At 39.5% G+C, this 14433-nt stretch carries 10 protein-coding genes; 3 read left to right on the forward strand and 7 right to left on the reverse strand.

Annotation, left to right across the window (positions count from 1 at the left end; all coding sequences use genetic code 11):
* Positions 1-4: 4 nt before the first annotated feature.
* From HMPREF1535_RS02250 to HMPREF1535_RS02280, 7 genes are all read right to left on the reverse strand, one after another.
* Positions 5-3154, reverse strand: coding sequence for a SusC/RagA family TonB-linked outer membrane protein (locus HMPREF1535_RS02250; protein WP_046145176.1), 3150 nt, complete (start codon positions 3152-3154; stop codon positions 5-7).
* A 27-nt stretch (positions 3155-3181) separates the two neighbouring features.
* Entirely contained in the window at positions 3182-5032 is a 1851-nt protein-coding gene (locus HMPREF1535_RS02255) for a RagB/SusD family nutrient uptake outer membrane protein (RefSeq protein WP_046145177.1), read from the reverse strand.
* Positions 5033-5045: 13 nt separating this feature from the next.
* A complete protein-coding gene (locus HMPREF1535_RS02260; RefSeq protein WP_046145178.1) occupies positions 5046-8483 on the reverse strand; it encodes a TonB-dependent receptor in 3438 nt (1145 codons plus the stop codon).
* 147 nt (positions 8484-8630) lie between these two features.
* Positions 8631-9800, reverse strand: coding sequence for a FecR family protein (locus HMPREF1535_RS02265; protein ID WP_046145179.1), 1170 nt, complete (start codon positions 9798-9800; stop codon positions 8631-8633).
* 87 nt (positions 9801-9887) lie between these two features.
* On the reverse strand, positions 9888-10475 hold the full coding sequence (locus HMPREF1535_RS02270) for an RNA polymerase sigma factor (RefSeq protein WP_046145180.1): 588 nt from the start codon (positions 10473-10475) through the stop codon (positions 9888-9890).
* 231 nt (positions 10476-10706) lie between these two features.
* Positions 10707-11099, reverse strand: coding sequence for an A1S_2505 family phage non-structural protein (locus tag HMPREF1535_RS02275; RefSeq protein ID WP_046145181.1), 393 nt, complete (start codon positions 11097-11099; stop codon positions 10707-10709).
* A gap of 1 nt (position 11100) precedes the next feature.
* Positions 11101-11700, reverse strand: a complete 600-nt coding sequence (locus HMPREF1535_RS02280) for an HU family DNA-binding protein (protein ID WP_046145182.1) — start codon at positions 11698-11700, stop codon at positions 11101-11103.
* Between the two features lie 378 nt (positions 11701-12078).
* Here HMPREF1535_RS02280 and HMPREF1535_RS02285 point away from each other — a divergent pair, with 378 nt between their 5' ends.
* Genes HMPREF1535_RS02285 through HMPREF1535_RS02295 form a run of 3 tightly spaced genes read left to right on the forward strand, consistent with a single transcriptional unit; the run spans position 12079 to position 14392 of the window.
* The gene (locus tag HMPREF1535_RS02285) at positions 12079-12624 is read left to right on the forward strand and encodes a DUF5063 domain-containing protein (protein ID WP_046145183.1); all 546 of its coding nucleotides are present in this window, start codon (positions 12079-12081) and stop codon (positions 12622-12624) included.
* Complete coding sequence (locus HMPREF1535_RS02290) at positions 12621-13205, forward strand: 3'-5' exonuclease (protein ID WP_007657374.1); 585 nt, start codon at positions 12621-12623, stop codon at positions 13203-13205. The genes HMPREF1535_RS02285 and HMPREF1535_RS02290 overlap by 4 nt, the downstream gene beginning before the upstream one ends.
* A gap of 2 nt (positions 13206-13207) precedes the next feature.
* Positions 13208-14392, forward strand: coding sequence for a class I SAM-dependent rRNA methyltransferase (locus HMPREF1535_RS02295; protein WP_046145184.1), 1185 nt, complete (start codon positions 13208-13210; stop codon positions 14390-14392).
* Positions 14393-14433: the final 41 nt, after the last annotated feature.

Here is a 14433-nt window from a genome sequence, read left to right on the forward strand (position 1 = left end):
AATTTTAGAAGGTTAATTTGACTCCGCCCGTAAACGTTCTATTCAGCGGATAACGATCTATCCCCGAGGTTGCAGATTCAGGATCAATATCTTTTATTCCGGAAATTGTTGCCAGATTAGCACCGCGAACAAAGAAACGAGCCTTACGGATACCCATGAAAGCGGAGGCTGCCAAAGGTAGATTATAAGCAATTTCAATATTCTGGATTTTAAAATAATCACCTTTTTTCAACCAAAATGTAGATGCCTGATAATTGTTTTCCACTTTATAATATGTCTGCCGAGGTAACTTATCAGTACCCACATTCTCCACTAAATATTTTGAATAATTATTATCACCCCAACCGTTATGGAAATATTTGCTGGTCAAGGGAATATCAAAACCAGAACGGCCGTCTCCGATAATCGTTAACTCGATATTTTTATAAGCCAGATTAATATTCAATGCATAAAACAAACGAGGAGATGTATTCCCTATCTGTTTCATATCATTACCATCCACAACTCCGTCATTATTCAAATCTGCATATTTAAAATCTCCAGCTTTCAATTTTTCATCGAACAGTTGAGGTATTTTATTTGCTTCTTCATCCGAACTAAACCGTCCCTGATGAACCAATCCAAAATAAGCATCTGTCGGTTTTCCGATACGACTTTGGTATTCATTACGATAATCAGGTTGATCGAATTGGATGCGCTCAGTTCTCGGTAAAGTAGCCATCGCACCGATTGAATACCGGAAATCACCTATTTTATCTGTATATTTTGCAGAGAGTTCCACTCCGTAATAACGCGTTTTATTAAAATTCACATAAGGTGTTGCCAGCAAACCGATAGCCAACGGATACCGGTTAGTCGGTTTCACCCATTCATTAGTACGAAGAGTATTATAATAACTAACACTGACAGACAATTTACGATCCAACATAAGAGCATCCAAACCGACACTAAACTCTTTACGTGTTTCCCAATTCAAATCAGGATTACCCAGTTTGTTATAGGTCGAACGGTAAATATTGTTATCCGTATTACTTCCAAACCACTGATTATTCGTATGAGGTCCAAATGCAGTACCTTTATTGTCTACCCCCCATTTATCTTCATACATGAAAAGCGTCGGAGTCAACGCCTGATAGCCGAGTTCTCCATATTCTGCCCTCAATTTAAGAAAATCAATAAATTTCAAGTTTTTCATAAACTGTTCATCCGAGATGATCCAGCTGGCACCGACAGAAGGGAAGAACTGATATTGATATGAACTAATCAGGCTCTGTGTTCCGGCAAAAGTCACAGCCGCTTGCAACGTATACTTATTATCATAGGTATAACTACCCGTCCAATTCACATTTTGTTGGCATAAAGGATTCTCTACCTGGTTACGCGTCAATTTGGAAATATGATAAGTCAATGCAGTGTTGATTCCATGTACATCATTAAATAGTCGATCATAAGAAAATGTCTGATAGCCGGAAAACTGTTGGAAATAATAATCATGCAATTTTGCCTGTCCGGACATTTCCGTCAAATCCCACACTTTTTCCAAAGTTACATCTGTTTTATCAGCATTCGGGGTGGCAATATAAGCTGCAAATTGTTCCGCCTTTCCGATACGGGTCAGGTTATAAGCATTAAATCCGACATACGTTCTGGATTTCAGTCCCTTAACCAAATGATTCATATCATAGTTCAAAGCTACATTGGCAGCGCCCAAACGCCCCGTTTCGTTATAGTAACCATTATCTACCAAATGACCAATCGGATTTCTTTTAAAAGTGGAACTTACTCCATACCAAGGCAAACCCGATTCTTCATCAAAAGCCGCATATACAGGAAATGCATTGGGAGCAATTGTCGTCGCATCTTCTATAGCCGAATTAAATTCAAAAATATCCAGTTCCGCATCATCACTATTATCCTTCCCATAATCTTTATCATATCCATAGTTGGGAGAGCGGCGAATTGTCAGTCCTCCGAAAAATCCGAATTCCACATTAATAAAATCATTCACATTCATATCCAGATTAGCCCGGGCATTCAACCGGTTATAATCCGCATTATTTCCAATCTTGAAATTATCACCTTCACCCGAATATCCCAGATAAGCATAATACTTAATAAAGTTATTGCCACCCGAAGAAGACACATTAGCCCGTTGATAAGATTTCAGATCATTAAACATCATATCCTGATAGTTAACAGCCGGATATATTTTATCATACGGATCATTTCTATCATAACCGGCAAGTGCCGCGTCATCATATAAAGGAGACAAACCATCGTTGATACGTGCCTGATTATTCAAGCGGGCATATTCTCCGGCTGTCGCCCATTTCGGGAAACGATCTACCATGCTAACCCCGCCTTCTACATTCACATTCAATATCCGGTCATTAGCCTGTCCTTTTTTAGTCTTGATAAAAATAATTCCATTTGCCGCCCGCGGTCCGTACATTGCTTTACCAACCACATCTTTAACAAATGTAACCGTTTCTATTTCTGAAGGATCCAACTGCATTTCCGTAATATCGATCTGCATATCGTCTATGACATAAATCGGACTGAAACCACGCATATTAGCAGAAACTTTCGTCTTTACCCCGAACTGGCCGCGTGTTTCTTCCGCACTCGTACCGGTCGATCCTTCCCCTTCCGTTATCATTAAGCCGGGAATCAGCCCAACCAACGCATTACGGAGATCATTGGAAGGATATTTTTCCAATTCCTTGCCTGTAATAACAATATAATCGCCCGTCGTATTCCTTTTAAAGTTATAGGTGTACGGCAACTGAATACGATCATCTTCCGAACGATAGAGTAAGGAGTGTTTCAATACAACCGAAGGGTCGTTATTCAACAGAGGCATTGAAGTAACTACTTTTTCAAATCCCGGTTTAGAAACAGTGATAAAATCGGTTGGTTTCGCTTTCAGTTTATATTCACCGTTTTGGTCTGTTACCCCATGGGTAAAACCTTCACCAACCACTATTTCTGCATCAGAAACAGTCTCATCAGCCTCATCCACAACTCGTATGGTGAGTTCTAACACTTTCGATTTTTCTTTTTCCTGTGCAGACAGATTACCATAGCCGGTCAGAAAAAGTAAAATCAAACCTACGCATTTTGTTATGACATATAGTCGTTTATATAGATTCATATAATTCTTCTTTTTTTATGGTTCTTATCACCAAATTGGATTCAAACTGGTATCAAAGTTTTTCAATTTATAATAATCATCCGAATGGAACGGAAAATAATACATAGCATCGTGCCATCTGACCTGACGTCCTTCTTCCAACGGCTGCCGTGTATATTTAAATCCGGTAGGATATTCAGCGCTTTTCTCCACTTTCTCAATATCCATTCCATATAATTTTGTCGACATGATTACCGGAGCATCCTTCCAGCGTCGGATATCAAAGTAATGATGACCCTCGCCATATAATTCGATTGTACGTTCATTTTTAATATGCTTTCTGAACGTTTCCGTATCCTTCGTATAAATTGATTTAACCGGAACCATATCAACACGTTCTCTAATCAGGTTGATAGCATCTATAGCAGACATAGAAGCCCCTGGGGCTTTTCCGGACGGACCATAGGCTTCATTTGCTGCCTCGGCATAATTAAGATATAATTCAGTCAAACGAATCAACGGATCTGTCGTCAAAGTATTTACCTGATTCTGGACACTCATATCGCCAAAATATTTCCGGGTATAATACCCTGTATGACTAACACCAACATAACTCTGATCTAAAAGTGTAGAATATTTAAATTTTCCATTATCATTCTCATAATAGATATTTGCCTTATTTTTAACTTCTCCATCTGCCACTTTCGCCCATATTATATTTGCCTGATTGTAAATAACACAATGGTAAAAACGAGGATCACGACTTACATAAGGATCTTGTTCATTATAATGTCCTAATTTGATAGCCTCTTTTCTATCCTCTTCCGTATTCAAAGGATCTCCCCACTGTGTTTCGAACATGTCCACAAAATTCTGTGTTGGATTTTCACCGGACACGATTGTTTTCTTATTAGAAAATATTCCATTTTGCAATGCAGTCGGAGCATTTCCATAATTTTTATTTCCCGCATGCCAGGCCCATATCTGCTCATTTGTATATTTTACACCGTACATATTATCCGTATACCTGTCTCCGTCAATCAAAGCATACTGATATTTTTGTGCCAATTGGATCGCCTCCCAACTGGCAACAGCTGCATCTTCCCAATCTTTCGAACCATTCGCATTATTCAACGGACTTGCCGCATACAATAGCGCTCTGGCTTTCATTGCCTTAGCAGCTACGCCATTGGGTTTCTCCAAATCCGGGTCATTCAAATGTCCTGGTTCTCCTGGTCCCGGATCACGGCGTATTTTTCCCGCTTTCTCGAAAGCGACAAAAGCTGAATCCATATCCAATGCAACGCACCTCAAACTTTCATTTTTGGAAAGACGCGGAATATCCCATTCATCATAAGCACCGATCGACTGATTCAGATACGGCATCGGACCCCAATAACGATTTAATACAAAATGTGCATATCCCCGTATGAAATAAGCTTGTCCTCTCAAATCTTCAATATCTTCCTGAGTAGCATCTTTGATCTGATCAACTTTTTCCAATGCGATATTCGAGACCCGTATTACTTTAAACATAGCATCAAGGATAGGTCTTCTGGTTGCCGAAGTTTGATAGGTAAAAAAATTGATATCTGTTCCCATCACTCCGCCTTTTATCCTTTGACCACCAAGTAAACGTCCATTATCAGCCAGTTCTGTTAATGCCTCCAGCCCATAACGTTGATCCCAATTCGCGATACTCAATGCATGAGCACATGTAATATTCTTGTTCTCTTTACCCCCATAAACGGTATAAAAGAATTTCTTAAAATTCACATGTTTAGTAAACACATCTTCTTCTGATAAACCAGACTCCGGGGCTTTATCCAAATAATCCGTACAAGAAAATTGTGTTGACAAACCAATTACTGCAATAAATAATAATATATATTTCTTCATATTGATTTAAGTTTTAAAAAGCGACTTTCAAACCAACTTTATAAGTACTCATCTGAGGATAGAATCCGCGAGCAAAATCTTTTCTTTCCGGATCACCTTCTAACAAACTCGTAATCGTAAAAAGGTTATTTCCCGAAGCATATACTGTAACGGCAGAAATACCGACCCACTTCTTCAAGTATTTCGGTTTTATGTTATAACCCAGATAAATCTCTTTCAACCGAATATAGTCCGCTTTTCTCCAAAAACGATCTTTAATCATTATACCATATCCGGCATAAGCATCTCCTCCCCCCCAAGATAACATAGGAGGATTTCCCTGTCCCACATAATGCAAAGTCGAATGATTTGCATTAGGATTAATCGGCGTCCAATAATCCAATTGAGACTCATGAACCCGAAGAGAACCACTGGTAAACTCTGCCTCAAATGCTTCATTATACTCAACATATTTACCGGAATTTCCCTGAAACAAAATACTAAAATCAAAATTTTTATAGGAAAATCCTCCGGATAAAGAAAAAGTTATCGGCGGATAAAGAGTTCCGTCAATTGCATACTTATCATAAGTATCTATTTTTCCGTCAGCCGTATAATCCAAAAATTTATAATCACCTACATTTATATTGCCTATAGTTGTTGGAGCCGGATTATTATGAATATCATCCACAGACGTATAATATCCGGAACCCGTTAATAAAGCCCCATCAAGCTGAGCTCCATAAGGTTTTCCAGCCGCTTTTTTATATTCCGGGGCATAGGGTAAATCATCTTTATCTACAATCCGGTTTTCATTGAAACCAAAAATTCCCTTCAAATTATAACTTAATCCATACGAAGTTGTTTTGTTAAATCCCAGTTCAACTTCCAGACCATGCTTTTTCATTGAACCTTTGTTTAATTGTTTAAACCCGTTATTACCAATCAACATGGTATTACTTTGAGGATTTAACAACATATGTGTTCTTTTTTCATCAAAAAAATCAACTCCTACAGTTATCATATTATCTAAAAAAGCCATTTCAATACCCAAGTCTCTTTTTCGAGCTTCCTCCCACTGAGCGTATATATTAGGTACTTTATCTTCATAAATATAATTTCCGTTAGCACTATATTCGCCAATATAAAGCCATCGTTCACTAGCGGAATCACTACCTACTTTCCCATCAGAATAACGGAATTTCAATTTGTTCATCCAGGAGATATTATCTTTAAAGAACTTTTCTTCCGAAACAACCCAACCGACAGCACCGGAAGGGAAAAAACCAAAACGATTAGAAGGGGCAAACCGTTCGGAACCAGTGTACCCAATATTGACCTCCAATAAATATCTTTTATCAAAATTATAAGTAGCACGACCTACCCAACTCTCGTTATAGTAGGCAAAATCTGTTCCTGAATTTTTCTGATGACGGCTCATTAATGCCAGTGCCGTTACATTATGTTTTCCAAATGAACGTTTATAATCCAATGAAAACTCATAATACAAATTACTGTAATAACCATTTTCCAATCCGCCCACATTAATATCCAACGGAGGCTGCGTCCAACTTTCGTTTCCTTCACCTTCCCTGAACCAAGGATTCATTCCTGTCCCTATTTTATCAAAATTAAGCGTATATTGAGGAACCGACCAATCAGCTGTCAGAGATTTATTTTTATAATACGTACTTAATGACACTTTTGCCTGGACGGACAGTCCTTTCGTTACCATATCCAAATTCTGTTTAAGAATAAGATCCGTAAATAATTTAGAAGATGTATATTCATTAAATTTCCCCTGGTGAAGAGCGGAATAAGGATTTCCTCTTGCATCATTCTGTGCTGCCGCCAGACGATCTCCGGACGCATCCGGATAATCCAGATCCGGAACCTGCTCCAAAACCCATGCCGGATAATAGGCTGGATACAATGTTGTACTAGCCTGATAAACCGGCCTCCAAGGATCTTCACCTGGAGTATTCTGTATACTAATATCTCCTCCGATATTAAAGGATAGAACAGTAGACTTAGTCAAATCAAAATCCAGATTTCCACGAAAATTAAAACGATCATACTTATATCTCGTATCGCAATAACCTTCATTCAAAGAATTAAAGAATGAACCCTGATGATAATATCCTAAAGAAGCAAAGTATTTCACAAAATTTGTACCGCCGCGTATATTAAAATTAGCATTCGTTACCGGCGCAAAATCACGAGCCAGTACATCAAACCAATCAACATCCGGATAACGGATTGAATTCAACGGAGTAGAAGGGTTCCGGTACTCATCAAGTACATTCTGAGGGGTTAGGCTCTGAAAAGTCCCGGCATTCATCAATCCGACATTATACATACTCATTGTCGTATAAGAATTAACATGCCTAGGCATTCGGGTCGGCAGTTCAATACCGTAAGAAGCTGAAAAATCTAATTTCGGTTTAGATTCCACACCGCGCTTAGTCGTCACCAAGATAACCCCATTAGCCCCTTTTGCACCGAAAACAGCTGTTGCCGACGCATCTTTCAAAACAGAAATCGTATTGATTTCATTCGGGTCGAGATCTGCAAAATCACGTTCCACTCCGTCCACCATAACCAAAGGTTTAGAGCTGTTCCAACTGGAAACACCACGAATAATAATATCATTCGTTGTCTGTCCCGGTTGACCAGATTGCTGCATAGTTAATACACCGGATAGTTTACCGGCAATTGCAGCAGTCACATCAGACACTCCAGATTGCACCAAACTCTTATTTCCAACCTGTGTGATCGCACCCACAACACTTTCTTTTTCTTGGACTCCGTATCCAACGATCACTACTTCTTCCAGATGTTCCGTATCCTCTACCAGTTCTACAGAGACATGATTCCTTTTACCCGGTTTTATCTCTACCGTTTTATATCCGATAAAAGAAACAACCAACGTACTGTTAGCAGGCACTTTCAATATAAATTTACCATCGACATCCGTTATTATACCCATTGTCGTTCCTTTAACCAACACATTGGCTCCGATAACAGGTACTCCTGTCTCATCCACCACAACACCCGTCAATTCAATCGGTTGTTGTTGTATGGAAGGAGTTACGGATCTATCCATTTTCTGTTTAATAATAACCTGCTTTTCGTTAATTTCAAAAGTCAGATTAGAATTTACAAAAAGAGGCTTTAAAATATCCTCTATAGAACCGGAGGTAGTCTTTAGAGTAACTTCTTTCTCTAACTCAGCTTTTATGTCTTCCGAATAAAAGAATATATACCCGGTCTTTTCTTTTATCGTTTTAAAGACATCCAACATGGTTGTTTTTCTAGCTTTAACTAGTTGTTCTATCGATACGAAAACATGATCCGTGTGAGCATGAATATTAGTAGCTCCTAATAATAGAACTACAATAAATCCCACACTTTCAAACATTTTAAGAAGAGAACGTAACCGATTTGTATTGTTACGACTTACTTTTTTCATACATTTGTATACATTTTAGGTTTTTCAATTTACTACTGGAAAATTTAAATTCAATCAAGCCTGGATAATTGCCGTTATCCGGGCTTATTCTTTACTGATTAACAATGACTCTCTTTACATTTTACATAGGCTTTTCATTTTTAGTTATTATTCAATTATAATAGTCTCCGATTCAAACCGATAAGTAAATTCATATAACAAAGAAAGAGACTTCATCACCTGATTTACATCATCAAAAAGAATCAACTCACCACCACATCGCCTACCGGCCACTGATGGATCACACTTTATCTCTACATTATAATAACGGCTCAACCGTTTCAATACTTCGGCTACAGTTTCTCCCTTAAACTGAAGAATTCCATCTTTCCATGAAGTGTAGTCGTACACATCGACTGGTACGACTTTATTCTTGTGATCGTTCATCTCTAGTTTCTGATTAGGAATTAATTTTATTTCTTCATTCATCTCTGTTTTTACAGCGACCTGCCCTTTAACCAAAACGACAGACTGAAGTTCTTCATCAGAATAAGCAGAGACATTAAAACTCGTCCCTAGCACATTGACTGTAAATTTAGGAGTTTGCACATAAAAAGGTTTCGACTCGTCTCTGACCACCTCTATATAAATTTCACCCTGCACTTGAATCATTCGCTTTTCAGAAGAAAATGTCGAGGGGAAACGTAAAACAGATCCGGCATTAACCCATACTTTCGATCCGTCCGGCAATTGCAATGAGGAACGTTTTCCACGGGGAACGACTAAGGTATTATAAACCATTTTTTCCTTCGGGTCCACTTTCGATTCTGATAAATAATTTTTCTGCCCTTTGGCATTCTGTACATAAACAGTAGAATCGTAGGCAATAATAGCATTATCTTCAATCTCAATTGTTTCCGCTCGATCTGTGATTAAAGTAACTTCCGTATGAACAGTATCGCTTACCGGGAGAACAGCCAAACTATCTTGACCGACAGATGAATCATGACTCATATAAACCGGAATCAAAAACAAAACTCCGATCAGGCAGGCTGCAACCAGTGCCCCATATAAATAAAGGTTATGTTGTTTTTTCTTTTGTGCATTATGGCTTCTATAAACCTTGTCCAATAATTCCTTTTGCTTTTCCTCCGATAAAGAATAATTGTTCAATTGTATTTTTTCAAAATCATGGCACGCTTCTTCATAAAGTTCCTGTTTATCAGGATGTTCCTTCAAATAGGCTTCCCAATATGCAGTAGATTCTTCATCCGACAACAGTCTGTTACGGACAAAGCGCTCATCTTGCCAAAAATCATTTTTTACTTTCTTTTTCATATAAGAAAACAAGTGTTGTTACTATTAAGACAACCTCACTCATTTTTTGCCCCCACAAAAATTCAAATAATTAAAAAAAATGATTTTTTATATCCAATCAGAAGGAAAGATTATCAAAAATAGCGGAATAACAGATGAGGTTGCCTCCTCACGCATATGTTCAATTCCCCTCGCCACCAACTTTCGTGCACCTTTCTGGGTCAGGTCTAACATATCTGCAATCTCATCATAGGAAAGTTTTTGCATATACCTTAAATAGATGGCTTCCCGTTGCCGATCCGTTAAAGTATCCAGCAGAGATTTTACTTTCTGTACTCTCATAGCAGCTTGTTCACGGTCTATCAGTTCATCCAGTAAATCGACCTCAACAACAAATAAATGTTCACACTGTTCTACGTCACTATATTCATAGGGGATTTTTAAGACATTCAAAAGTCTGTTCTTAAAACAAGTAAACAAAAAAGATTTTATATTTCTAACGCCTTCAAAAATTTTCGTATTAGATAACAATGACAGGAAAAGATCATGAAGAACATCATACAATTCATCGTCCGAAAGACCGAACCCTTTCCCATAAGCATACAAATTATTCACATAACAAGTATAAATATAGTCAAAACTCTCTCGATCTCCCTGAACTAATTTTTTTATAATATCTTCTTCAGCTACATTCATAAAAGCATTAATAGACTAACCTGTGTCTACCTGCACCTGGTTAACTTCAGCTTCCAAATATAGCCATTTTTTTATTATATGCTTTTTTATTGAGCAAAAAGCATATAATACTTACCTCATAACAAACAAATACTCCATATGCAGTTAATACTTCCAATCCGGATAGCCACAATTCGGAAAACGAGCACAACCAATGGTATATTATTTGTTTTTACTATGTTAATCAATCTACTAACTCATCAAAACCTTCCAAAACCTTTCCGGAAGATAAATGTTCCCGACCCAAATAGCCTCATTAAACAAAGGAGCAATTTCTTCCGGAAGAAAGCCAGCAATTCCACAACCGATTTCTGTTACCAGAAAAGTCATTTCCGGATGTTGCTTTGCAAAACAGATAAAATCCTTTACATAAGGATCGATTTTATCCACACCGCCATGCATCGTTGGTATAGCATACGTTTGTCCCTGTAAACCGACACCTTGTCCCCATACGGCTCCCCATTTACGATAAGCCAGGAGAGCGGCACCTCCACCATGAGCTCCTGCCAAATTACTACCAAATACAAAAATCTCATCCGGCTTCAAGTCCTGTATCCGATTGTTTGTTATGCGCTGTTTATACATACTATTCTTCCTGCTTATCCGCCGCCAGCAAATACATCACCTTATTCCGATAGCCCACCTTGACGAGTACGCCTTCCTCCACGAACTTCTTCAGATCTATTTCCGCCCGGTAACGGCTACAACCAAATTCTTTAGCATAAGCACGCGGAGTCACACTTTCCCAATGTTTCATGTATTTCAACAATTTATCTTTTAGTGTCTCCCTGTTATCAAGTATCTTTTTATCTTTTTCAAACTCCAGATCGATTTTCCTTAACTTTTTTCGTAGAGAAGTGGAACAACGGTAATTAATTCCATCTACGTAAACCGTTCCCTTGTTTCCGTTTTCTTTATTCGGAGTAGTTTTCAATGATGGCGAGAAATACCCCAGATCATCCAACTCGATATGGCAGCCGTCCTCCAGGGCCAGTTCGACCACCCAGGCAAATGAATCCAAGACACTTTTGACTTCTGCCGACGATACAGCAGAACGTTCGCTTATCAACCTGCAAACTTTTTCCAGATTATAAGTTCCCCTGCTGATCGCACGGGCATGTGTCAACCGCATGCCTTTACGTCCATTCGGCTTCGGCGTGTAGTAAGCTTTAAATTTTATTGACATGGTATTATTTATTTGGTTACATACTCTTTTCATCTATATGCCTTACTAATTTGAATTAGTACGGCAGGTAATCAATGGTTGATAATCCTCGGCCGTTTGGCTCACAATTATCGACCGATTGGCACATAATTATCAACCAAACGGCCGACAATTATCAGCCGCTAAATCCATTAGCATCAAAGATACAACAGAAAGGGAGAAATTATCCTCCTGAACGCTTATATTTTATTGTTTCCCACGTATTCTCTTTAACACACACGAAAATTTTCTCATCGACATCCTCTTATTAGACCTTAATAAGAATTAATAATTCTGATTATCGCAATATATTTCTTACTTTTGCAAGTTAGAAATCATAGGTATACTATAAGAAGTAGCATGGAAAAGGAGAATAATCCCATATATGAACGCAATACGCTGGAGTTTGTAACTGTAGCGCTGGAATTTTGTACATTTGTTGAAACAGCCGGACAAAACGGCCTTTTTGATTTTATAGATAAAGGAATCAAGCTGTTACCTCTGCTCTATCTGAAGGCGACACTATTACCGGAAGCGGAAGTGGACGACGAAGATGACGAACCGGAACTGACTGTTACGGAAGATATGTACGAAGCCGTGCGGACCCGTATTGCCGCCCTGCTGGGAGAAAAAGACTCTTACCTGGAGACATTTCATCCGGATATGCAATATAGCGACACGCCAATCGCTGCATTTGTTTCGGAAAACCTAGCGGATGTTTACCAAGACACAGGAAATTTTGTTTCACTTTTTCGACAGGGAAATGAGGAAGTCATGCTTCAGGCTATTGCTTTATGCCGCGCCAATTTCCAGGAGTTCTGGGGACAGCAACTCTTAAATGCACTGAAAGCGCTTCACGCTATCCGTTACAGCGATGAAGAAATTATTGAAACGAACGAGGAATGATGACACAATACACACACACAATAACAAAAGAAGAGATATCACTTCTTGAAATAGAAGAATTTCCGGGACGGATCCTTGTTATCGACACCGAAAAGGATGCCGATAAAGCCGTCAGCTATTTAACCCAGTTCGAAGCGGTTGGCTTCGATACGGAAACACGTCCCAGTTTTAAAAAGGGGACACGCTATAAGATTTCGTTGATGCAGATTTCGACAGATGAGGCTTGCTTCCTGTTCCGGTTGAACAGAATCGGTATTCCGCAATCGCTTGAAGATTTTCTGGTTAACGATAAAATATTAAAAATCGGGTTATCCCTGCGCGATGATTTCGGTGCCATGCGGAAGCGGACGGATATCAAACCGGCCAACTTTCTGGATTTGCAGAATTATGTGGGACAATTCGGTATCGAGGATGCCAGCCTGCAAAAGATCTACGCGATCCTTTTCGATAAGAAAATATCGAAAGGCCAGCGCCTGAGCAACTGGGAAGCCGATGTGCTGACCGAACAACAAAAGAAATATGCAGCCCTGGACGCCTGGGCTTGTCTGAAAATTTACAACCAATTGAATCAAGATAAATAAGAATGAACTATTGTAAAATCTTTCTCAAACCGAAAAAGGAAGAATCGTTGTTGCGCTTCCATCCGTGGGTGTTCTCCGGAGCTATCCAAAGCATTGAAGGGAATCCTGAAGAGGGCGACCTGGTAAAGGTGTACGGAACGAACCAGCGTTTTCTGGCTATCGGCCATTATCAGATAGGCAGCATTGCCGTACGTATCTTATCGTTCAAACCGATTACGATCGATGCGGATTTTTGGGTAGAACGTATCCGCGTGGCTTATGCTATTCGCCGCGAACTGGGACTGGCAGGTGTGGAAAACAATAATACTTTTCGCCTGATTCATGGGGAAGGAGATAATCTTCCGGGACTCGTTATCGACATGTATGCCCATACGGCTGTTATGCAGGCGCATTCGGTCGGTATGCATTATGCCCGCCACGAAATTGCCGAAGCGTTAAAAACGGTACTGGGAGATACTTTACAGAACATTTATTATAAATCGGAAGCGACTCTTCCTTATAAAGCCAATCTCGGCAGTGAGGACGGTTACCTATATGGCGGAGAAGTAGAGGATATTGCAACAGAAAACGGACTGAAGTTCTGTGTGGACTGGCAGAAAGGCCAAAAGACCGGTTTCTTTGTGGACCAGCGCGAAAACCGTTCTTTGCTGGAGCGGTATGCCAAAGGTCATTCGGTGCTGAACATGTTTTGCTACACCGGAGGATTTTCGTTCTATGCGATGCGTGGCGGTGCCGAAGTGGTTCATTCGGTAGACAGTTCGGCCAAAGCGATTTCACTGACAAATAAAAATGTAGAATTGAACTTCCCTGGCGACCTGCGACATAAGGCTTTTGCGGAAGATGCCTTCAAATATCTGGAAAAGATGGGTAGCAATTACGACCTGATCATTCTGGACCCGCCAGCCTTTGCCAAGCATAAGAACGTGCTCCGCAATGCTTTGCAAGGATACCGTAAACTAAACGCGATCGCTTTTGAAAAGATTAAACCGGGAGGTATTTTATTTACTTTCTCCTGTTCGCAGGTTGTCAGTAAAGAGAATTTCCGCCTGGCCGTATTCAGTGCCGCTGCACAATCCGGACGTAGCGTCCGTATCCTGCATCAGCTGACGCAACCGGCCGATCATCCGGTAAACATCTATCATCCGGAAGGGGAATATCTGAAAGGACTGGTTTTATACGTGGAATAAAAAAATTGTATTTAATAAAAAAGGGAGCCATTTTTGACTCC

This window comes from Parabacteroides goldsteinii DSM 19448 = WAL 12034 (genome assembly GCF_000969835.1).
GTDB classification, from domain to species: Bacteria; Bacteroidota; Bacteroidia; order Bacteroidales; family Tannerellaceae; genus Parabacteroides; species Parabacteroides goldsteinii.